The following is a 20,528-nucleotide window of genomic DNA, read 5'->3' as shown; positions in this document are numbered from 1 at the left end:
CTTGTTTATCAGCGTTTTAACTTTTTCCACCCAGTGTTCTGTCGACAGGGAGCCGTCGACAACTCTTTAGAGGTAGCGCGCCCGGGATCGGTGGTTTTCTTTAGATCGCCTTCGCGGGCAAGCCTCGCTCCTACAGGTTGCCGGCGTTTCAGTGATCGATACCTAACCTGTAGGAGCGAGGCTTGCCCGCGAAGAGGCCATAACAAACAACCTCACTCTGGAGCTGTACATGCTCTGCTTTCTGCTTTACCCCCGGGACCTGCGCCGATGATTCGCTGGTTGCGCAGCTCCCTGCCCGCCCGCGCCGGGCTCGCGGTGATCCTGATCGCCGTGCTCGCCCTCGCCAGCTCGTTGAGCGCGGGGTTGATCGCCTGGTTCAGCCAGGGCGATGCCGCCGCCATCAATACTGCGGGCTCGGTGCGCATGGAGACCTACCACCTGAGCTGGAAACTCGCCGCCGGTGCCACCGATGAAGAAATCATCGGCATCACTGAAAGCCTGCAACGTCGCCTCAACAGCCAGTCACTCAAGGCCGTGCTGGAAGATGGCCCGACCACCGCGTTGCAAACCAGCTACGGGCAACTCCAGCAACAATGGAACGAGGCGTTGCGCCCGGCGCTGGAACGCGGTGATGCCGTGGCGTTTCAAGCCCAGGCCCGGCCGTTCGTTGAGCAACTGAACCAGTTCGTCAGCCTGCTCCAGCGCCAGAGCGAGCAAAAGCAAGGCTGGCAACAAGTGATCCAGGGCATGGCGCTGTTCACCACCATGATTGTCCTGTTGATCGGTTTGTACGAGTTGCAGTACGGCGTCGTCACGCCCCTCAAGGAGTTGGTGGACGCAACCCAGCGCTTTCGACGCGGTGATTTCAAGGTGCGGGTCAACCATCAGTCCCAGGACGAACTGGGCCAGTTGGCCACGAGCTTCAACGCCATGGCCGAAACGATAGAAGAGTCGCACCGCACGCTGGAAAGTCAGGTCCGGCAAAAAACCCTGAACCTGCAACAGGCCAACGCTGCGCTGGAGCTGCTGTATCAAAGCAGCCGCAGCCTGGCCACACGCCTGGCCAATGCCGAAGGGCTGGACGAGTTGATCCGGCGCTTCCAGCAACGCCTGCCGGGCTTGCGCCTGTCGCTGTGTTTGCAGGGCCAGGCGCAGGCGCCTGCCCAGCAACTGATCGCCCTGCATGGCGCCAACATCCGCGACGTCTGCGCCAGCAGCGATTGCGCCACGTGCCAGAAACACCACGACGCGAGGCCGCAATCCTTCAGCATCAGCAACCAGGGCAGCGAACTGGGTGAACTCAAGGCCTACTTTGTCGACGGCCACCCCACGCAAGCCTGGGAAACCCAACTGATCCAGGCCCTGGCCAACCTGATCGGCACTTCGCTCTCACTCAAACGCCAACGGGAACAGGATCATCGGCTGCTGTTGCTGGAAGAGCGCACGATCATCGCCCGCGAACTGCACGACTCACTGGCCCAGGCCCTGTCCTACATGAAGCTGCAAGTCAGCCGCATGCAGACCCTGATGCGCCGGGGCGAACCGGTGCAGACCCTGGAAAACGTCACCGCCGAACTGCGCGAAGGACTGAACAATGCCTACCGCCAATTGCGCGAACTGCTGACCACTTTCCGCCTGCAGATTCACGATGCCGGGCTGGTGCAGGAGCTCAAGGACACTGCCGCAGAATTCTCCCGTCGTGGCGAATTCCAGGTGCACCTGCACGTCGATGCGCTGGCCTTTCAGCTCTCGGCCAGCGAGCAGATCCACATTTTGCAGATCACCCGCGAGGCGCTCTCCAATTGCCTGCGCCACGCTCACGCGCAAAACGCCTGGCTGGAACTGCGTCAGGACGGCGAAACCGTGAGGCTTTCGGTCGAGGATGACGGGCGCGGCTTCAGCGGCGACGTCGACCAGCGCGAACATCACGGCCTGAACATCATGGATGAGCGGGCGCGGAGCTTGCGCGGCCACTTGCACATATTTTCCAGGGAGCCTCAAGGCACCCTCGTCCAGCTGGAATTCCACCCGGAATTTCTCGGACAGCACACAGAAGGTAGCGTCACATGAACCCGTCCCCACACCATAGAATCCTGCTGGTAGACGACCATCCCATGATGCGTCGCGGCATCCGTCAAATGCTCGAACTGGAAGATGACTTCCTGATCGTCGGCGAAGCCAACCATGGCGAGGAAGCGCTCAGCCTGATCGAACCGCTGCAACCGGACCTGGTGTTGCTCGACAACAACATGCCGCAAATGAACGGCATTGAAACCCTGCGTCGACTGCGCGCGATGCACTACACCGGCAAGGTGTTGCTGTTCACCGTGTCGGACGCCGAAGACGATATTCGCGACGCGTTGCGCCTGGATGCCGACGGTTATCTGCTCAAGGACATGGAGCCCGAACTGTTGATCCAGTACATCCGCGAAGCGTTGGACGGTGCATTGGTCATCAGCCCCGGCCTGACCCAGGTCATGGCCCAGGCGTTGCGCTCGCCACCACGCCAGGCCGTAGTCGAACTGACAGAGCGCGAACGCCAGGTGTTGAAAACCATCGCCAGCGGCTTCAGCAACAAGGTCATCGGGCACAAGCTGGGCATCACCGAAGGGACGGTCAAGGTTCACGTCAAGAACCTGCTGCACAAACTCGGTTTGCGCTCGCGGGTCGAGGCGGCGGTGTGGGCCATGGAGCATCTGCGCAGTGCGGGCTGACGGTCATGCCTCCTTGGAGGTAGGCCTGCAGAGGCATAGGTCAACCGGCCTGCGCTCTCTACTATGACCGTCAGCGGAGGTACGCCATGCTGACCCACCCTTCCATCGTTTTAACGTTGCGCCGTCATCATCTGTTCAGCCAATTGCCGGAGAAAGTCTTCGAGGAAGTCTGTGCCCTGGCCATGCTCAAGCGCCTGCCCTGTCACAGCACGCTCATGCATCAGGGCGATCCGGCCAAACGATTTTTTCTGCTGGTCAGCGGCCAGGTCAAGTTGTACCGGCTCACTGGCGAAGGCCAGGAAAACCTGGTGGAGATCATCCAGCCAGGGCAAACCTTTGCCGAAGCGCTGCTGTTCAGCCAGGCCCGGCTCTACCCGGTGAGCGCCACCGCGTTGAAGGACAGCGTGCTGGTCAGCATCGAGGGCACCCACTATCGCAATGCGCTGGAGGACCAGCCGAAAGTCTGCCTGGCGATTCTGGCGAGTATGAGCGTGCACCTGCACTTGCGGCTGCGGGACATCGACACCTTGACCATGGCGAGCGCGAGCCGTCGGGTGATCAATTTCCTGTTTCAGGAACGCAACCCGGTCACCGGCCAGATTGTCTTGCAGATGTCCAAACGCCTGGTGGCGTCGAAGCTGGGGATTCAGCCGGAAACCTTTTCGCGGATTTTGCATCGCCTGGTGGACAGCGGCCTGATCGCCATGGAGCGACGCCACATCAGCATCCTCGCGGAAGAGGACCTGGCGGCGTTCCAGTAACCGGAATTGACTGCCATCAATGCGCAATGTCCTGTGCCTTGCACACTTGAACACCCCATCAACGGAGAGCGTCAATGCCCCCTTCGACTTTGCCTCTGGTCTATGCCTGTTCCGGCTGTTCCAATGTTGCGCAACTGGCCAACACATTGGCTGTGCGCCTGGATCGCAGTGGCGTTGCTGAAATGTCCTGCATCGCCGGTGTCGGCGGGCATGTGGCCGCGCTGGTCAACAAGGCGCGGTCGGGGCGGCGGATTTTTGCGCTGGATGGTTGCCCGCTGCAATGTGTCGAGAACTGTCTGAAGCAGCATGGTTTGCATGCGGATGTGCATTTGATTCTGAGTCATTACGGGGTGCGTAAGCGTTATGGCGAGGATTGCACCGAGGCGCAGAGCGATGAGTTGTTTGAGGGGATCAGGGGGTTGATTGTCAGTGATACCCGGCAGCATGTAAGCCGGGCTTGAGGGCAGCGAGCATCCCCTGTAGGAGTCGGCTTGCCGGCGATGGCTGTGTTTCGGCTGACGAGTTTTTTGATGGGGTGCATATCCATTGCTGCGGTAACGGCGGCTATTGGTTTCGCCCTTACGGCGAGTCACTTGGAAGAGCCCCAAGTAACCAAGGGCTCTTGCCCCTTTCGTTCGGTGCCTCGCTAATGCTCGGCATACCCTCGCTCCGGTCCTGCTCCGTGGGCCCGCCGCCATCGGCCATCCATGGCCGGGGGCGGCTAACCCGGCATCCATGCCGGGTTGCCCACTGCGCAGAACCTCCACTCGGCCTCTCGAGGGGGCGCTCAGATCAAAAGCGGAAGGCGAGCTAACGCTCGGCCTGATGGGTGGTGAAAAGCGAAAGCGTACGCAGATCTCCTGTAGGAGCCGGCTTGCCGGCGAAAAACGCCCAGACACCGCGTTCATTCAGACACCCCGCGTTATCGTTGACGTCCATCGCCAGCAAGCTGGCTCCTACAGGGAATGTGTACGCCTGACATCTCAGATCAACAACAAAGCCCCAGCAGCATCGTCATACGAATCCGATACGCGGGCATGACACCGATCAACTGTAGGAGCCGGCTTGCTGGCGATGGCGGTGGGCCAGCCAACATATTTAATTGACTGGACGAACGCTATCGCCAGCAAGCCGGCTCCTACAGGGGAATGCGTACGATCATAGAGACAGGTCGGCTGGCAGGCCGCCTCGTTTTTGCTTTGCCTTGGTTTTTGCTTTGCTTTGGCTTTTGATTTTGATCTGCCCCGTCGGAAGGCCGAGTGGAGGTTCTGCGCAGTGGGCAACCCGGCATGGATGCCGGGTTAGCCGCCCCCGGCCATGGATGGCCGATGGCGGCGGGCCCACGGAGCAGGACCGGAGCGAGGGCATGGCGAGCCTTAGCGAGCCACCGTACGTCAGGGGCAAAGCCTTTTGGTTCCTTTTCGGCGTTTGGAAAAGGGACTCGCTGTAAGAGCGAAACCATCAGCGGCCGTTACCGCAGCAACGGATATGTACACCATCAAAAAACTCGACACACAGCCATCGCCGGCAAGCAATACCGATCACCCCGCCGCCAGCCCCTTCCCCGCCCGCTCCAGATTCCGCCACAACCAGACCGGCAACACATCAGGATCAAGACTGTCGATCAAATTCTTCAACGCCAACCCCAATTCTGTGTCGCCCTCAATCACCAGACGCCGACGAAAAAACAGCGTGTCCGGATCCTCCTGACGACTGGCCAACAGTAAAAACTCACGCCAGTTCCCGCTGATGGTCACAGCCGCCGTAGCATGCTCGGCAATCCGCAACCCCTGACGACTGAGCGTCAAGTACCAGGACAACCCCAGATCCGGAATCCGCAAACACAACCAACGCCCGCGCAACACCTCAAACTCGCCATCGCGCAACGGCTCGGCGAGGCAACGATTGAGCGCCTGCTGCAACGCCAGGCGCTGCACGGCAAACGGCACCCGACGCACCAGCGGCAACAACCGGTCGGCACCTTTGAGCAGCCACTTTTTTCGGTTCAGCACAGGCCGACCTCCTCGACGCGCAACATGCCGGCCTGGCCATGCCAGTAGCCATTGCACCCTTCGACAAACAACGGCGGCATCTCGCCCGAACGAACCCGCTGATAACTGTCAATCACCTCAGCCATGCCCTGCGCACGCGGGCTCAGGCGCAACAGATCGGCGCCGCAGTCCACCAGCCCGGAATAATCGGCGAGCAAATTGGTGACTTCGGCCGACATGGTCTGAATACCGTTGAGGGTAAACAGTGGCTGCCCTTCCTGGCTGGTCAACGCCATGCCGTCGGGGTAATTGATGCAGCAAAACTGGCAGTCGTCCTTGGGCCGGTTTTCCGCGCGGGCAGTGAAACAGCGCGCGGAATAGGCCAGGGGTAAATGCCCATAGGCAAAAATTTCAACTTCCGGCACCGCACGCCCAAGTTCACGGACCTGCCCGATCACGTCGCGGATCAGCGCCGCCGAACACTCCACGGGCGGCACCCAGCGGGTCATTCCGCAGTCGAGCAGCTGCGCCAGCGAGTGGCCGTTGTACAGATTGAGGGCCGGACCACCCACGAACGGCAACTGGCGCTCGGCGAGAAACTGCACCGCGCCCATGTCATTGGCCTCCACCAACAGTTGGCCGTTGTCACACAGGCGGCGCAGGCTGGAAAGTTCCGACGCTGCTTCGATCAGCGTCAGGCTGGAGAGCACCAACTGCGCCCGGCTGCACTCCTGTAACTCGCGCCCCAGTCCCAGCCACTGATCCAGTGAAAAGGCCCGGCGTTTCGAGCACACGGTTTCCCCCAGGTAAATCACGTCCAGGGGCATGGCCGACATCTCGGCGTAAAAGTTGCTGAGTTGCTCCTTGTCCCAATAAAACAGGACCGGTCCCAGGCTGAGCTTCATGTCGCGTCCCCTCATTGCCATGATCGATGATAAGCACCCAGGGTGGTCTGGCTGCCCTCGGACAACCCGGCCAGCACCTGACGCCATTCTTCCTTGACCCGAAAAGCACCCGGCGCACCGCGATGGGCATCCAGCGCGGCGCGCCAGACCCGGGTGACTTGCTCGACATAGGCCGGGCTGCGTTGGCGGCCTTCGATTTTCACGGCTTCGACGCCGATGGCCGTCAGCTCCGGCAGCAGGTCCAGGGTGTCGAGGCTGGTGGGTTCTTCCAGGGCATGAAAGCGTTTGCCGTCGACCAGGAAACGGCCCTTGCACAAGGTCGGATAACCGGCCGGTTCGTCGGGGGTGTAGCGGTCGATCAGGACTTCACTGAGCCGCGCGCTCAACCCTTCGGCGTCCTCGCTCCAGCGCACCGCCTTGGCCGGCGAACAGACGCCGCACAGGTTCGGTGACTCGCCGGTGATGTAGGACGACAGGTGGCATCGCCCTTCGGCCATGATGCACAGGCTGCCGAAGCCGAAGACTTCAATGGGCACTGGGCTGCTGGCGGCCACCTGGCGCACCTGCGCCAATGACAACACCCGTGGCAGCACGGCGCGCCGAATATCGTAGCGCTGCGCGTAAAACGCCAGCGCAGCGGCGTGGGTCGCCGAGCCCTGGACCGAGAGGTGCAACGCCAGTTGCGGATGACGCTGGCTGGCATAGTTGAGCACCCCGGGGTCGGCGGCAATCAGCGCATCCACACCGAAATCGGCAGCACGGTCCACCGCCCGCTGCCAGCGCTCCCAGCCCTTGGGTTGCGGGTAGGTGTTGACGGCGACATAGAGTTTGCGTTGATGCTGACGGATGTGGGCGACGGCGGCGTCGAACTGCTTATCGTCCATGTTCAGCCCCGCGAAATGCCGGGCGTTGGTGTCATCGCGAAAGCCGACATACACGGCATCGGCGCCTTGGCGCACCGCCGCTTTGAGCGCAGGCAGGTTCCCTGCCGGGCAGACCAGTTGCATGGGTAATCCTCATGAAAAAAGCGGCGCTGCCAGTCTAGCCAGACCGGCAGGCACTGCCTTGACGGCAATCAATTGCCCTCACTGCATCAGGTCGGCAAAGGACAGGAACATCACGTTGTCGTGCTTGAGCACTTGCTGCTCGCAGTCGATCACTGCCAGCCCGTCAGCCCAGCACGCGGCCGTCAACATCGCCGAGCTTTGCTGAGGGTGCAGTTCCACGCGCAACTGGCCGTCTGCGCCGGGCGTCAACCTGGCTCGCAGGTATTGCCGGCGCTTGTTGCTTTGCAACCACTCGAACCCGGCGGGCACGGCCAGTGGCCGTGGCATCACGTCCGTCATACCCTGAGCCCGGAGCAAGAACGGTCGCACCACCACCAACGCGGTAATCAGTGCCGCCGAAGGATTGCCGGGTACGCCGATCCACGGTTTGCCCGCCACTTCGCCAAAGGCCAGCGGTTTGCCCGGCTGCATGGCGATGCGCCAGAAATCGATGCTGCCCAGTTCCTCGATGGCGTGCTTGAGATGATCCTCCTCGCCGACCGAAACGCCGCCGCTGCTCAGCAACAGGTCGCATTCCGACGACGCCAGGCTCAAGGCGTGCCGACTGGCTGCCAGCTCATCGGCCATCACGCCGTAGTCATGCACCTCCACGCCCCAGCCACGCAACAGCTCCGCCAGGCAGTAGCGATTGCTGTTGTAGATCTGTCCCGGCGCCAAGGGATCGCCCGGCTCGCGCAGTTCATTGCCGCTGCTGAGCAAACACACCTGCAACGGTCGATAGACTTCGATCCGCGCAATTCCGGCGCCGGCCAGCAACCCGATTTCCTGTGCGCGCAGGCGCTTTCCCGCCTTGAGCAGCAGGTGCCCGCGACGAACTTCTTCACCCTCTTTGCGTACGTGATCGCCAACGCTTGCGGGCGGCAACCAGACACGCTCGCCGTCGACCCGGCAACGCTCTTGCGGCACGACGGTGTCGGCGCCCGGAGGCAAGGGTGCACCGGTAAAAATCTGCACCGCTTGTTGCGCGAGCAACGGTGCGCACGCTTGATCCCCCGCCGCAATTCGCCCGCCGATCAACAGCCAGCCACCCTCCTCGGGCAGGTCGACGGCCCTGAGGGCGTAACCGTCCATGGCGCTGTTGTCCCAGGCCGGCAGGTTCACCGGGGAATGGATATCCGCTGCCAGCACGCGCCCCATCGCTTGATCCAGGCGGATCATTTGCACCAGGGGCGGCGGCGGAGCCTGATCGAGCAGGCGGCTGATGGCCTCGTCCACCGGCATCAGGTTGCCGAGGTCGCACACCCGGCCGGTCATGAGCGTGTCTCGCAGGCATCAATGTTGCGTTGGGCCTGAGGTTTCAAATGCGGGGCGAAATTGCAGGGGCCGGTGCGACTGTCCAGTTGTTCGAGCAGGATCTTGTTCCAGGCCGTCCGGCAGGCACCGGGCGAACCGGGCACGCAGCACACCAGCACGCCGTTGCTCATGCCGGCCAGTGCCCGGGATTGCAGGCTGGACATGCCGATTTCCTCCAGGGACACCTGGCGGAACAATTCGCCGAAGCCTTCCACGTGCTTGTCCAGCAGCGGCAGGACAGCTTGCGGCGTGTTGTCGCGAGCGGTGAAACCGGTGCCGCCGGTCATCAGCACAACTTGTACTTCGGGGTCGGCGATCCACCGGGAAACGGTGGCGCGGATCTGATAGATATCGTCCTTGACCAGATCACGATCGATCAATACATGCCCGGCGGTTTGCAGCAAATCGGTGAGGGTCTGTCCTGAGGTGTCTGTGTCGAAGGTGCGTGTATCGCTGATGGTCAGCACGGCAATGTTCAGGGGTTCAAATGTGCGTTGCGCCAGATGGGCCATGTCCAGGTTTTCCCGTAGATGAGGGTATGGGCCCAAGCCTGAACCGGAATCCTTGATGAGCCTATTCCTCCAAGGAGGTACCTCTCGGGCGCATGGGTATAGCGCGATGAGCGTAAAACTTTGTTGGTGTACATATCCGTTTCTGCGGTCGCGGCGGCTATTGGTTTCGCCCTTACGGCGAGTCACTTTGGAAAAGCCCCAAAGTAACCAAAGCGCTTTTGCCCCTTTCGTTCGGTGCCTCGCTAAGGCTCGGCATGCCCTCGCTCCGGTCCTGCTCCGTGGGCCCGCCGCCATCGGCCATCCCTGGCCGGGGGCGGCTAACCCGGCATCCATGCCGGGTTGCCCACTGCGCAGAACCTCCACTCGGCCTCTCGAGGGGGCGTGTACCTCAAGATCAAAAGCTGAAGGCGAGCTAACGCTCGGCCTGATGAGTGGTGAGAAGCAAAAGCGCACGCAGGTCCCTGTAGGAGCCGGCTTGCCGGCGAAAAGCGTCTAGGCGACGCGCTCATTCAGACACCCCGCGTTATCGTTGACGTCCATCGCCGGCAAGCCGGCTCCTACAGGGGATCGGTGTACATATCCGGAATGAGGGAACGCGTGCACCAAAGAGCCAGGTCGGCTTTCAGGCCGCCTCGGCGGCTGTGGCGGTAGCCGCCCCCTCGAGAGGCCGAGTGGAGGTTCTGCGCAGTGGGCAACCCGGCATGGATGCCGGGTTAGCCGCCCCCGGCCAGGGATGGCCGATGGCGGCGGGCCCACGGAGCAGGACCGGAGCGAGGGCATGGCGAGCATTAGCGAGGCACCGAACGAAAGGGGCAAGAGCCCTTTGGTTACTTTGGGGCTTTTCCAAAGTGACTCGCCGTAAGGGCGAAACCAATAGCCGCCATCACCGAAGAAACGGATATACACACCAACAAAGCCCCCCACCATTTCCCATCAGACTCAAGGCGCCAAACGGCTCCGTTTCCAGACACCCTCATGCAAGCGATAGTCAATACGGTCATGCAACCGGTCCGCACGCCCCTGCCAAAACTCCAGGCGCTCAGGATGCAGACAATAGCCGCCCCATTGCTCAGGTCGCGACACAGTCTGCCCGACGAAGCGTTTGATCGTGTCAGCCAACAGCAATTCAAGCGCTGCCCTACTCGCCAGCGGACGGCTTTGCGGCGAAGCCCAGGCGCCGAGACGACTGGCCATGGACCGGGAATCAAAGTACTCATCCGACAGCGCCGGATCCAGCCTCGAGACGCGACCTTCGATACGCACCTGCCGCTCCAGCCCCGGCCAGAAAAACGTCATGGCGGCATAAGGATTGGCGGCCAGTTGCTGGCCCTTGTCACTCTGGTAATGACCGAAGAACGTAAAACCTTCCTCGCTCAAGCCCTTGAGCAACAGGACACGACAGTGCGGCCGCCCATCGCTGTCGACCGTCGCCAGCATCATGCTATTGGCTTCGACAGGCGCGCTCTCGGTGTCGCGGGCCAGTTGCAGCCATTGGCGAAACATCACCAAAGGGTCATCCAGCGCATGCTCGTCCTGCAAGCCATACAGGGTGTAGTTGCGGCGCATTTGGGCCAGGGAAAGTGGCATGACAGTGATCTCCGGAAGGTTTTGCTCAGTGTGCTAGGCACTGCGCCAACCGACCTTGACCGCCATCAACAGTGTCGATTACTTGAGCCGCAGACGCCGCGCCAGTTTGTGCAAATTGCTCGGATCGACTTCCAGAATCCGCGCCGCGCTGGCCCAGTTTTCCCCGGACAGGCTCAGGGCCTGGAGAATTTTCTTGCGTTGATAATCGTCGACGGCTTCACCCAACGGCTGGAACGGCAGATCAGCCGGAGCGGCGTCGCAAGGCTCAGAAACAACCTGCGGTGCGTTCGGAGCACTGTCGAGATCAAGAATTTCGGGCTCCAGTGTCATGATCAACGCACGACTGCTGCCGCGACTGAGCTGCTTCAAGGCAGCACGACTGATCACATGCTCGAGCTCGCGCACGTTGCCCGGCCAGGTATACGCCAGCAGCGCGCGTTCCGCCGCCGGCGACAGACGCAAGCCACGCAGGCCGAGCCGAGCCCGATTGAGCTCAAGGAAATGCCCGGCCAGCATCAACACATCATTGCCGCGTTCGCGCAACGACGGGATCGGCACCGGGTACACCGAGAGCCGGTGATACAGATCGGCCCGAAACAGACCATCGCGAATGCTGTCCGGCAAGTGCCGATTGGTGGCGGCGATGATCCGCACATCGACATGCAGCGGCTTGTCCGCGCCCAGGCGCTGGATCTCGCCGTTCTGCAGAGTGCGCAGCAATTTCGCTTGCACACTCAATGGCAACTCACCGACTTCATCGAGGAACAGCGTGCCACCGTTGGCCGCATCGAAGCGCCCGGCACGGTCACCCGTGGCACCGGAGAAGGCGCCTTTGACGTGACCGAACAATTCACTCTCCGCCAACGACTCGGGCAAGGCCGCGCAGTTGACCTGAATCAGCGGCTTGTGGCTGCGCCGTGACAGACGATGCAAGCGCCGGGCGAACAGTTCTTTGCCAACGCCGGTCTCGCCCAGCAGCAACACCGGCAGATCGGAATCGGCCAACACATCCAGCTCATTGAGTAACTGATGCAACACCTCGCTCTGCCCGAGGATCTCGCCTTCCTCGACCGGCATTCGCAAATCCTGAGGATCGCTGCGGGACAGGCGCAAGCTGCGGTTTTCCTGTTCCAGGCGAGTGACCCGCACGGCTGCTTCGATCTGCAAGGTGCAGCGCTTGAGTTCCTCCCGTGCGCGGCTGTCGAAGGTTCCGGCGTGCAGCGCATCAAGGGTGATCGCGCCCCAGATCCGCCCCTCGACATACAGGCTCACGCCCATGCAGTCATGCACCGGCAGCGGTTCGCCGATGTGGTTGTCGAGCAATCCGTCGTAAGGATCCGGCAGGCGACTGTCGGGCTCGAACCAGACGGGTTCGCGCGAGGCCATGATCGCCGCCAGCCGGGGATGCTGGGCGATGACGAACCGGCGCCCCAACGCTTCATGCACCAGCCCCACCGTCGCCACGGGCCTGAGGCTGTCGTCATCCAGACGCAACAAACCCACCGCGCCACTGTTGAAGTATTGGCGCAGGGTCTGGACCAGTCGTTGCAACCGCACGGCATTGGGCAACTCGACAATCAGGTCGGCCGCCAGGCTTTCACGCAGCATGGTTTTAATTACCCTCTATGGTGGGATTCACCCTAATGCGTCAGGGTGCGCATCACCACAACTAAAAATAAATTCATATTTATCAATCAGTTAAATATGGCACGCCGGATGCAACAAGCCAGGGGAACCGTTGAAACCCAAGCAAGGAACCCCTGATGAGCCAGACCCTACTGGAACAAAGCCTCGGCCAACTGGCCTGCGACATTCCCGGCGCCACCCGAATCTTTCACAACTTCAAACTGGACTTCTGTTGCGGCGGGCATAAAAGCCTGCGGGAAGCGGCCCTTGGCAAAGACCTCGATCCGCTGCTGATTGCCGATGCCCTGGAAACCCTGCAAGACACCGGCGAAACCCAGCACGACTGGCGCACCGAAACGTCCGAGGCGTTGATTGCCCACCTCCTGACGCGCTACCACGCCCGCCACCGCGAGCAACTGCCGGAACTGATCCGCCTGGCCCGACGCGTCGAGCAAGTGCACGGGGCGCGCAGCACCTGCCCCAACGGCCTGGCCGATCTGCTGAGCGACATGCAGCAAGAACTCGAAGGCCACATGCTCAAGGAAGAACAAGTGCTCTTCCCGATGCTGCAACAGGGCATCGGCCCGCAGGCCGCACCGCCGATCCAGGTGTTGCGTTTCGAACATGATCAACATGGCGAAGCGCTGGAACAGATGCTCGCCCTGACCCACCACATCACCCCGCCGGCGGATGCCTGCAACACCTGGCGCGCACTCTATCGCGGGTTGCTGGAATTCAAGGACGACCTGATGCAACACATTCACCTGGAAAACAACGTGCTGTTCATCAACGCCCTGAACCCACACCACTGATCACACTTTTCGCGAGCAGGCTTGCCCCCACAGGGATCAACATTCCCCTGTGGGAGCGGGCTTGCTCGCGAATGGCGCCACCTCAGAACTACCGGTTTTACAGCGCCATCAGCCGTGCCAATAGAACATTGCCTTGGCCAGGATCACGATCAACACCATGTGCCCGAGAATGCTGCGGCGAATCCAGGTCGCGCGGGTCGTGGACAGCCGCGCGCTTTTCAGCCAATACGCCAGCAGCAGGTAATGGCCGATGATGCTCAGGGCCAGGATGATTTTCAGGCTCAGCAAAGTGCCAAAACTGCTGGCCAGCGGCTGGCTCAAAACACCGCGGTGTTGCCAGGCGAGTGCGATGCCGGCGCCATACAACAGCAACACCACACCGTGCAGCACCTTGCGCGAGCGCACGGCAATCGCCTGATCCGCCGTCGCTCGCGCCACTTCCGCCAGCGGCTGGCGGGCGCGGTGCCAGATCACCACTTCGAAAAACAGCGTGCCGATGAAGGCGATGGCTGCCAGCAAATGCGTAATCAACAAAAAGGGATACATCATCGCCCGCCTCCATTCTTTGGCCTGCTCATCCCGGATGACCGTCGACCCGGGCCCGCAGCAGCATCGGCCCATAACGCCAGGCGTACAGCGCAAACGCCAGCGTCCAGCACAGACCGGCCAGCCACAACGCCGGCAAAGGGAAAAACACAATCAACACGACCCGACTCAGACACGCCAGGTTGAGCAAAATGAACGCCAAGGTCATGCCCGACGGTGGCTCCAGCGCACGGCCGGTATGCCCGAGCGTTACCCGCGCGATCATCGCCAGCACCAGACCGCCCATGGCGCCGATTGTCAGGCAATGCACTGCCAGGCTCGGGTTCAGCGGTACGCCGAAATGCCACAGCGCCATGCCGAGACAAGCCACCGCCAGCCAGCCGTAAGCCAGGTGCAGCGACCACAACAACGGCACGCGCCACAGGCCGCGATCTTGCCAGCGCACCAGGCGCACCAGATGCCCAGCCCCCAGCACCGCGAACAACAAACCCACCCAGACATTGGCGTTGAGCGCAGGGCCGACGGCATACAGCAACGCCACCAGTGGCGAGCCAATCAGCAGCAGCCAATCCAGCCATGGCCAAGGGGCAACAGCGTCAACCCGGCCGAGGCCGCGCTGGGTAAAGAACGGAATCACGCGCCCGCCGATCAACCCCATCATGGCCGCCACCAGCCAGATGCCGGTCAGCACGCCCTGACGCTGCCAGCCTTCATGACCTGCAACCAGCCCCGACACAGACAACCCGTCGGCCCCGGCCAGCAACAGCAGGACCACCACAATCGGGTAGTTACGCTTTTGCCGTACCTTCCACAACGTGAAGCCCATCAATACCGCCACCGCCAGCGGGAACGCCATTTCCAGCACCACCAGCAGCGGCCACGGGGCATTGACCAGCCACGCCACGCGCGCCGCCAACCACAGCAGCGCCAGCGCGGCCAACGGTTTGCCGCTGAGGCCGGGGCGACCGGTCCAGGTCTGTACGGCCGTCAGCAGGAAGCCCGCAATAATCGCCAGCCCGAACCCGAACAGCAATTCATGCCGATGCCAGCCCAGCCAACCACCGGCCGGCTGCCATGCGGACAACGAACCGCTGAAGGCCGCCAGCCAAAGCGGGATGACCAGCACGGCCAACAGCCCACCCGCGAGGAAGAACGGCCGAAAGGCCAGACGTAACAGCGGCGCGATGGCCATCGCTTTACGGCGGTCAAGCACTTGCATAAAGCCACTCCTCTACCTTGTTGCTGACCTGGCGCCAACCAGCGCGCGAGGTAATTCCGGGTGCAATCATCGGGTATTGCCGAACAATTGCCTTTGTCGCAGATCAAGTGTGCAAGGGCCGTGCCCCCGCTCCAGATCAACGGCTGGCGGCACTTCCTAGCTGTAACGGTAGCTGACGCAGGGTAAAAATGACCATTTGAAGGTTGTTTTTACCCTGATTGCATGGGTCTTTTTTACCCTATCCGTCTACAACCCCAATAAACAAAGGCCTTCAGGCATGGCCCGCGTCTTGCTCAAGCCTCGGGAACTCAAAGCAAACTCGATCCCGGGAGTCCTCATGAAAAAAGTCGTCCAGCCACTGGCCTGGTTTGTGGTGTTGACCTCTGTCCTGGCGTTGGCCAGCGGCATCTCCCTGGGCCTTGTCTGATTCTTGATCGCAAGCCACCTCCTCAACCTTCAGGATGAATTCCCATGGTGCTTCATCGCGTCCATCACCAGATTTTGCGCAGTCATCACTTGTTCGAGCCGTTGAATGAAGAACAGCTGGATGAATTGATGAGTACCAGCCAACTGCTGAGCATCGACAAAGGCGAGCCGTTGTTCCGTCAGGGCGAGCCGGCCGATTCGTTCTATTTCGTGATTGCCGGGGCGGTGAAGATCTACCGCCTGACACCCGACGGGCAGGAAAAAGTATTCGAGGTGCTCAGCGATCGGCAAACCTTCGCCGAAGCGATGATGCTGATGGACACCCCCAACTATGTGGCCTCGGCCGAAGCGGTCTGCCCTACCCAGCTCTACCGGTTATCCAACAGCACCTACATGCGCTTGCTGCAGAACAACAGCCGGCTGACCTTCGCGCTGCTGGGCAAGCTCTGCGTTCGCCTGCACCAGCGGGTCAACGAAATCGAAACCCTGTCACTGAAAAACGCTACCCACCGGGTCGTGCGCTATCTGCTGACGCAACTGGTGCGCCAGCAAACCATCGACAGTCAATTCGAACTGCCGATGGCCAAGCAACTGATTGCCGGGCACCTGTCGATCCAGCCGGAGACGTTCTCGCGCATCATCCGCCGCCTGATCGATGAAAAAATCATTACCCAGGACGGCCGCCAGATCGCCATTCTTGATCGTCCACGCCTGGAACAGTTCGAGTGAGCGCCATGCCCGTCTGCCTGTATTGCCAGCACGCCAACCCATCAAAAGAAACCGAATGCCGCCACTGCGGTATGCCCCTGCCGGCGCTGGCCGAACGCTCTGAAGAGCGTCGGCAGCATCGGTTCATGTGGTTCTGCATCGGCCTGACGATCTTTTGCGTGGCGATGTTTTTCTGGCTGCCGCGCTGAAGCCAGGGTCAAGGCTGGGTCAACTGGCGATACAACTGCGGTAAGCGCAGGGGCAGTTGTTCGGGCTGGCGGATCAAGGTGTAGCCATTGGCGCCAAACATGTACGGCAAGTAGTCCCCGGCCTCGCGATCAATCGTGATGCAGAACGGCGTCAACCCCTGGCGCCGCGCCTCCCGCACCGCCTCGCGGGTGTCTTCGACACCGTAGCGGCCCTCATACAAATCCAGATCATTCGGTTTGCCGTCGGTCAGCAGCAGCAACAATTTGCTGCGGCGTTTGCTGGTGCCCAGCAGTTTGGTGGCCTGGCGAATGGCGGCGCCCATGCGTGTGTAATAACCCGGCTTGAGTCCCTGTATGCGACCTCGGGTGTTGTCGTCATAACGCTGGGTGAACGACTTGAGTTCCTGCATGCGCACTTGCTGGCGACGCAATGAGGAAAACCCGTACAGGGCAAAATCATCACCCAGCACCGACAGGGTTTCGCCGAACAGCAGCAGGCTGTCGCGGATGACGTCGATGACACGATGTTCATCGTTGAGATGGGCGTCGGTGGACATCGACACATCGGCCAGCAACAGGCACGCGAGGTCGCGGCGGGTCTGGCGTTGTTCCATGAACAAACCCCGCTCGGCGCACTCGCCATGCTCGCGTTCAACGTGAAAATCCAGCCAGGCCTGCATGTCCAGTTCAGAGCCCTGGGGTTGCTGGCGTAACCACTGGCGGTCGTTGCGCAGGTGCTCGAACTGGCGGCGCAAACGTCGCGCCGAGGCCTTGAGCCGTGGCGGCAGCGGCTGCGCTTCACAGTCGCGCGGCACCATCATTTGCAGATTGACGAAGCTGTCCTGCATCCGCTGCTTGCGATAGTCCCACTCCGGCAACTTGATGCCCTCGCCCAAGGGAATATCGTCGACATCGGCCGGCGGCAGGTCCAGGTGCAGCTTGAGGCCACCGCCCTTGCGCAGACGGGTGCGCGACAGCGTCAGTTCGTCCAGGTCATCGGCGACCCGGGCGGCGTCCGGGTCTTCGCTGTCGTCTGACCAGCGATCCAGATCCACGTGTTCGGTCCAGCTGAACAGATTCTCCAGGCGCACCACCAACAGCCCGCCATCACGGGTGCTTTCATCGATCCGCGTGGCGCGTTTGCGTCCGCTTTTCTGTTCACCGGGTGGCGTGGTCAACGATTCTTCGGATTCATCGCCCAGATCGGCTGCCTGCGCACTGCCGAAATTTTGCGGCGGGTACAACCACAACGGCAGCGGCCAGGCTGCACGTTCGCTACGAGGAAAATGCTCGACACTGCCCGGCTCACGCAACGCCTGGCATAACGCCCGTTCCAGCGCGGCTTCGCTGCGGTTCAACGAGGCGGGATCCGGGCGTAATTGCAGATGCGCATCGACCAGGCGTTGATAGCGGACGCGCAACGCGGGGAAGCGCTGCAACAGCTGTTGCGTCCAGCGCTGATTGTCCCGCCCCCAGTGACGCATCGGCCCGGCCTGCGCCGCCAGCAGCGCGAGCCAACGATAGAGTTCTTCGTTCAGAGCGACGTCAGGAAACACCGCCAGGCTCGACGGCAGCCGAAGATTTGCGTCGTCGCACCACGCCAACGGCACTTGTTTGCAGGTGCCGGCGATCTGCTGCAACACGTTGCGCCGCAGCAGCAGATCGCGGTCGCTGGCGGCTTCGACGCCGACACCGTTGGCACCGCCCATGGCGCGAAACAACAGCGCCAGCGGGCGTTGCTGGCTGATCAGCTCAACGCGTGCCTCGGGGAAATCCGCACTGGCGCGCCGGGTGATGAAACGGTGCCAGACACTGCCGACCCACTCTTCCAGTTCAACGGTAAAGGCCATGGTAGTTGCCCTTTTTCCAAAGCAAAAAAACGGCCCGCTGTCTCAGCCGGGCCGACCTTTTCTAGCCGTTATGCAGGCTCATGACGGAACCACGGCAGCCGGGGCGCGCAAAGCGGCGCGGCCACGTTGCTTGAAGCTGAACAAGTAGCAGAGCAACCCGGCGAAGAACCCCACACCGGAACCCAGGCGGGCCCAGAACAGCACTTGCAAATGTTCGACCGTGGACATGAAGGGCAACGCGATTCCGTCGGCCTGCCAGCGTTGCAGGTAGACCTGCACGACACCGGCAGCGGTGAGGAACAATGTGATCATCACCATCGACAGGGTCATCAACCAGAAGCCCCAGATCTCCAGCGTCTGCGAGCGCTCGTCGCCGGCTTCACCCAAGCCGCGCAAGCGTGGCATGGCGTAGCTGATCAAGGTCATCACGATCATCGCGTAAGCGCCGTAGAAGGCCAGGTGACCGTGAGCCGCCGTCAGTTGCGAACCGTGGGTGTAGAAGTTGACCGGGGCCAACGTGTGCAGAAAACCCCAGACGCCCGCACCGAAGAACGCCGTGACCGTGGTGCCCTTGGCCCACAGCGTGGCCGCACGATTCGGGTGTTGCCGACGACGGTTTTTCACCATGCTGAACGCGAAGATCACCATGGCCAGGAACGGCAGCGGTTCCATGGCGGAAAAGATCGAGCCGACCCACAACCAGACCTCGGGCGCACCGATCCAGAAGAAGTGGTGACCGGTGCCGATGATCCCGGTAATCAGCGCCATGGCGATGATCACGTACAGCCATTTTTCCACGACTTCCCGGTCTACCCCGGTGATCTTGATCAGCACGAAGGCGAGCATCGAACCCATGATCAGTTCCCACACGCCTTCCACCCAAAGATGCACCACCCACCACCAGTAGAACTTGTCACGGGCGAGGTTGCCGGGGTTGTAGAAGGAGAACAGGAAGAACACCGCGAGCCCGATCAACCCGGTCATCATCACCATGCTGACGGTGGTCTTGCGACCTTTGAGCAGGGTCATGCCGATGTTGTAGAGGAAACCCAGGCACACCACCACGATGCCCATCTTGGTGATGGTCGGCTGTTCGAGGAACTCCCGGCCCATGGTCGGCAGCAACTCGTTGTGGGTCAGCCTGGCCAGGCCCGCATAAGGCACCAGCAGGTAGCCCAGGATCGTCAGCACACCGGCGGCGGCGAACACCCAGAACAGGAGGATCGCCAGTTTCGGGCTGTGCAGCTCTCGGTCGGCTTCTTCCGGAATCAGGTAGTAAGCCGCGCCCATGAAGCCGAACAGCAGCCAGACAATCAACAGGTTGGTGTGCACCATCCGCGCCACGTTGAACGGAATGATCGGGAACAGAAAGTCTCCGATCACGTATTGCAGGCCCATGATCAAACCGAACAGCACCTGACCGAGGAACAGGATCAGGGCAAACACGAAGTACGGTTTGGCCACGGCTTGCGAGGCGAATTTCAGATGTGGATTGGCAATGCTCATTGCTCAGCCCTCCTTGTTTGGCGGCCAGCCATTGGTGTTGATGTTCGAGCTCCATTTGAGGAACTCGGCGATGTCATCCACCTCCTGGTCACTCAATTTGAACTGAGGCATCGCGCGCCGGCCCGGTACGCCCAGCGGCTGCATTTTCATCCAGGCATGCAGGAAAGGTTTGAAGCCCTGTTCCCCGCCGCGCCGCTGAAAGACGTTGCCCAGCTCAGGCGCAAAGTAGGCGCCCTCGCCCAGCAGCGTGTGGCAGCCGATGCAGTTGTTTTGCTCCCAGACTGTCTTGCCGCGAATCACTGATTCGGTTAATTGCGCTTCGTTGCTGCGCACCGGGAAGGTCTGTTCCGTGTGGTAGGTCAAGGCCAGGAATACCAGGAAGAAGAAGATGCTTCCCCCGAAGTAGATGTTCCTGGCCATGCCTTTGGTGAAGGTCTCTGACATGGTCGCTTCCTCTTTGCTTGGCCCGTCCATGATAGGAAGCGAAGGGTTGAAACCTGCTTGATGGCGATCAAGAAACTCCGATGGTTTTGCTCGGGTATTGCCGATGCCGCTGATCTAATGTCGGAGCGTTTTTGTGTCAGGTGGTTTGTTTTTTTGAAGGGGGGGCATATCCGTTTTTGCGGTGATGGCTGGTATTGGTTTCGCCCTTACGGCGAGTCACTTTGGAAAAGCCCCAAAGTAACCAAAGGGCTCTTGCCCCTTTCGTTCGGTGCCTCGCTAAGGCTCGGCATGCCCTCGCTCCGGTCCTGCTCCGTGGGCCCGCCGCCATCGGCCATCCCTGGCCGGGGGCGGC

Annotated in this window: 19 protein-coding genes; 7 read left to right on the top strand and 12 right to left on the bottom strand. The window is 61.4% G+C overall.

What is annotated here, in order from left to right:
• The first annotated feature begins 267 nt into the window (after window positions 1–267).
• From IB246_RS22220 to IB246_RS22205, 4 genes are all read left to right on the top strand, one after another.
• Window positions 268–2,070 carry a HAMP domain-containing protein gene (locus IB246_RS22220; RefSeq protein ID WP_008043728.1) on the top strand — a complete coding sequence of 601 codons (1,803 nt, stop codon included), beginning with the start codon at window positions 268–270 and terminating at the stop codon, window positions 2,068–2,070.
• The gene (narL, locus tag IB246_RS22215) at window positions 2,067–2,714 is read left to right on the top strand and encodes a two-component system response regulator NarL (protein ID WP_008030980.1); all 648 of its coding nucleotides are present in this window, start codon (window positions 2,067–2,069) and stop codon (window positions 2,712–2,714) included. The genes IB246_RS22220 and narL overlap by 4 nt, the downstream gene beginning before the upstream one ends.
• Before the next feature lie 86 nt (window positions 2,715–2,800).
• Window positions 2,801–3,475, top strand: a complete 675-nt coding sequence (locus IB246_RS22210) for a Crp/Fnr family transcriptional regulator (protein WP_008030978.1) — start codon at window positions 2,801–2,803, stop codon at window positions 3,473–3,475.
• Between the two features lie 74 nt (window positions 3,476–3,549).
• Window positions 3,550–3,936, top strand: coding sequence for a putative zinc-binding protein (locus tag IB246_RS22205; RefSeq protein WP_008043726.1), 387 nt, complete (start codon window positions 3,550–3,552; stop codon window positions 3,934–3,936).
• Between the two features lie 1,080 nt (window positions 3,937–5,016).
• Here the strand turns inward: IB246_RS22205 and ubiT are convergent.
• The 7 genes from ubiT to norR form a co-directional block, all read right to left on the bottom strand.
• On the bottom strand, window positions 5,017–5,487 hold the full coding sequence (ubiT, locus tag IB246_RS22200; protein ID WP_008044144.1) for a ubiquinone anaerobic biosynthesis accessory factor UbiT: 471 nt from the start codon (window positions 5,485–5,487) through the stop codon (window positions 5,017–5,019).
• Complete coding sequence (locus IB246_RS22195) at window positions 5,481–6,371, bottom strand: U32 family peptidase (protein WP_008034783.1); 891 nt, start codon at window positions 6,369–6,371, stop codon at window positions 5,481–5,483. The genes ubiT and IB246_RS22195 overlap by 7 nt, the downstream gene beginning before the upstream one ends.
• A gap of 11 nt (window positions 6,372–6,382) precedes the next feature.
• Window positions 6,383–7,378, bottom strand: coding sequence for a ubiquinone anaerobic biosynthesis protein UbiU (gene ubiU, locus IB246_RS22190; RefSeq protein ID WP_008034782.1), 996 nt, complete (start codon window positions 7,376–7,378; stop codon window positions 6,383–6,385).
• A 78-nt stretch (window positions 7,379–7,456) separates the two neighbouring features.
• A complete protein-coding gene (gene glp / locus IB246_RS22185; protein ID WP_008044146.1) occupies window positions 7,457–8,692 on the bottom strand; it encodes a gephyrin-like molybdotransferase Glp in 1,236 nt (411 codons plus the stop codon).
• Window positions 8,689–9,243: a molybdenum cofactor biosynthesis protein B gene (gene moaB, locus IB246_RS22180; protein WP_008034780.1), complete on the bottom strand. Its 555-nt coding sequence runs from the start codon at window positions 9,241–9,243 to the stop codon at window positions 8,689–8,691. Before moaB ends, glp begins: the two co-directional genes overlap by 4 nt.
• A 939-nt stretch (window positions 9,244–10,182) precedes the next feature.
• On the bottom strand, window positions 10,183–10,830 hold the full coding sequence (pdxH, locus tag IB246_RS22175; RefSeq protein ID WP_008043454.1) for a pyridoxamine 5'-phosphate oxidase: 648 nt from the start codon (window positions 10,828–10,830) through the stop codon (window positions 10,183–10,185).
• Window positions 10,831–10,908: 78 nt separating this feature from the next.
• Window positions 10,909–12,438 carry a nitric oxide reductase transcriptional regulator NorR gene (gene norR / locus IB246_RS22170; RefSeq protein ID WP_008043455.1) on the bottom strand — a complete coding sequence of 510 codons (1,530 nt, stop codon included), beginning with the start codon at window positions 12,436–12,438 and terminating at the stop codon, window positions 10,909–10,911.
• A 155-nt stretch (window positions 12,439–12,593) separates the two neighbouring features.
• Between norR and ytfE the strand changes: the two genes are divergently transcribed.
• Window positions 12,594–13,268, top strand: a complete 675-nt coding sequence (gene ytfE, locus IB246_RS22165; RefSeq protein WP_008029646.1) for an iron-sulfur cluster repair protein YtfE — start codon at window positions 12,594–12,596, stop codon at window positions 13,266–13,268.
• 108 nt (window positions 13,269–13,376) lie between these two features.
• Here ytfE and IB246_RS22160 read toward each other — a convergent pair whose 3' ends face one another.
• Together IB246_RS22160 and IB246_RS22155 are read right to left on the bottom strand one after the other, a co-directional pair.
• Complete coding sequence (locus tag IB246_RS22160) at window positions 13,377–13,814, bottom strand: CopD family copper resistance protein (RefSeq protein ID WP_008043456.1); 438 nt, start codon at window positions 13,812–13,814, stop codon at window positions 13,377–13,379.
• Between the two features lie 28 nt (window positions 13,815–13,842).
• Window positions 13,843–15,033 (bottom strand): NnrS family protein, encoded by a 1,191-nt coding sequence (locus IB246_RS22155; RefSeq protein ID WP_008043457.1) that lies wholly within the window; start codon window positions 15,031–15,033, stop codon window positions 13,843–13,845.
• 471 nt (window positions 15,034–15,504) lie between these two features.
• Here IB246_RS22155 and IB246_RS22150 point away from each other — a divergent pair, with 471 nt between their 5' ends.
• Together IB246_RS22150 and IB246_RS22145 are read left to right on the top strand one after the other, a co-directional pair.
• The gene (locus IB246_RS22150; protein WP_008029654.1) at window positions 15,505–16,188 is read left to right on the top strand and encodes a Crp/Fnr family transcriptional regulator; all 684 of its coding nucleotides are present in this window, start codon (window positions 15,505–15,507) and stop codon (window positions 16,186–16,188) included.
• On the top strand, window positions 16,185–16,376 hold the full coding sequence (locus IB246_RS22145) for a hypothetical protein (RefSeq protein WP_032832810.1): 192 nt from the start codon (window positions 16,185–16,187) through the stop codon (window positions 16,374–16,376). Before IB246_RS22150 ends, IB246_RS22145 begins: the two co-directional genes overlap by 4 nt.
• 8 nt (window positions 16,377–16,384) lie before the next feature.
• Here the strand turns inward: IB246_RS22145 and IB246_RS22140 are convergent, their stop codons facing one another.
• The 3 genes from IB246_RS22140 to IB246_RS22130 form a co-directional block, all read right to left on the bottom strand.
• The gene (locus tag IB246_RS22140; protein WP_008043465.1) at window positions 16,385–18,226 is read right to left on the bottom strand and encodes a nitric oxide reductase activation protein NorD; all 1,842 of its coding nucleotides are present in this window, start codon (window positions 18,224–18,226) and stop codon (window positions 16,385–16,387) included.
• A 78-nt stretch (window positions 18,227–18,304) separates the two neighbouring features.
• On the bottom strand, window positions 18,305–19,732 hold the full coding sequence (locus IB246_RS22135; RefSeq protein WP_008029660.1) for a cbb3-type cytochrome c oxidase subunit I: 1,428 nt from the start codon (window positions 19,730–19,732) through the stop codon (window positions 18,305–18,307).
• Between the two features lie 3 nt (window positions 19,733–19,735).
• Window positions 19,736–20,176, bottom strand: a complete 441-nt coding sequence (locus tag IB246_RS22130) for a c-type cytochrome (protein ID WP_008029662.1) — start codon at window positions 20,174–20,176, stop codon at window positions 19,736–19,738.
• Between the last annotated feature and the right edge of the window lie 352 nt (window positions 20,177–20,528).

Origin of the sequence: Pseudomonas sp. PDM01, from assembly GCF_014852325.1 — a bacterium.
GTDB lineage: Bacteria > Pseudomonadota > Gammaproteobacteria > Pseudomonadales > Pseudomonadaceae > Aquipseudomonas > Aquipseudomonas migulae.
Note: the sequence above shows the minus strand (reverse complement) of the source record. Positions and strands in the feature narration are given on the sequence as shown.

Coding starts and splice junctions, on each gene's coding strand:
- IB246_RS22135 (WP_008029660.1), bottom strand. CDS start 19,732: ATGAGCATTGCCAATCCACATCTGAAATTCGCCTCGCAAGCCGTGGCC.
- ytfE (WP_008029646.1), top strand. CDS start 12,594: ATGAGCCAGACCCTACTGGAACAAAGCCTCGGCCAACTGGCCTGCGAC.
- pdxH (WP_008043454.1), bottom strand. CDS start 10,830: ATGCCACTTTCCCTGGCCCAAATGCGCCGCAACTACACCCTGTATGGC.
- IB246_RS22220 (WP_008043728.1), top strand. CDS start 268: ATGATTCGCTGGTTGCGCAGCTCCCTGCCCGCCCGCGCCGGGCTCGCG.
- IB246_RS22210 (WP_008030978.1), top strand. CDS start 2,801: ATGCTGACCCACCCTTCCATCGTTTTAACGTTGCGCCGTCATCATCTG.
- IB246_RS22205 (WP_008043726.1), top strand. CDS start 3,550: ATGCCCCCTTCGACTTTGCCTCTGGTCTATGCCTGTTCCGGCTGTTCC.
- narL (WP_008030980.1), top strand. CDS start 2,067: ATGAACCCGTCCCCACACCATAGAATCCTGCTGGTAGACGACCATCCC.
- moaB (WP_008034780.1), bottom strand. CDS start 9,243: ATGGCCCATCTGGCGCAACGCACATTTGAACCCCTGAACATTGCCGTG.
- norR (WP_008043455.1), bottom strand. CDS start 12,438: ATGCTGCGTGAAAGCCTGGCGGCCGACCTGATTGTCGAGTTGCCCAAT.
- IB246_RS22155 (WP_008043457.1), bottom strand. CDS start 15,033: ATGCAAGTGCTTGACCGCCGTAAAGCGATGGCCATCGCGCCGCTGTTA.
- IB246_RS22140 (WP_008043465.1), bottom strand. CDS start 18,226: ATGGCCTTTACCGTTGAACTGGAAGAGTGGGTCGGCAGTGTCTGGCAC.
- ubiU (WP_008034782.1), bottom strand. CDS start 7,378: ATGCAACTGGTCTGCCCGGCAGGGAACCTGCCTGCGCTCAAAGCGGCG.
- glp (WP_008044146.1), bottom strand. CDS start 8,692: ATGACCGGCCGGGTGTGCGACCTCGGCAACCTGATGCCGGTGGACGAG.
- IB246_RS22160 (WP_008043456.1), bottom strand. CDS start 13,814: ATGTATCCCTTTTTGTTGATTACGCATTTGCTGGCAGCCATCGCCTTC.
- IB246_RS22150 (WP_008029654.1), top strand. CDS start 15,505: ATGGTGCTTCATCGCGTCCATCACCAGATTTTGCGCAGTCATCACTTG.
- IB246_RS22195 (WP_008034783.1), bottom strand. CDS start 6,371: ATGAAGCTCAGCCTGGGACCGGTCCTGTTTTATTGGGACAAGGAGCAA.
- IB246_RS22130 (WP_008029662.1), bottom strand. CDS start 20,176: ATGTCAGAGACCTTCACCAAAGGCATGGCCAGGAACATCTACTTCGGG.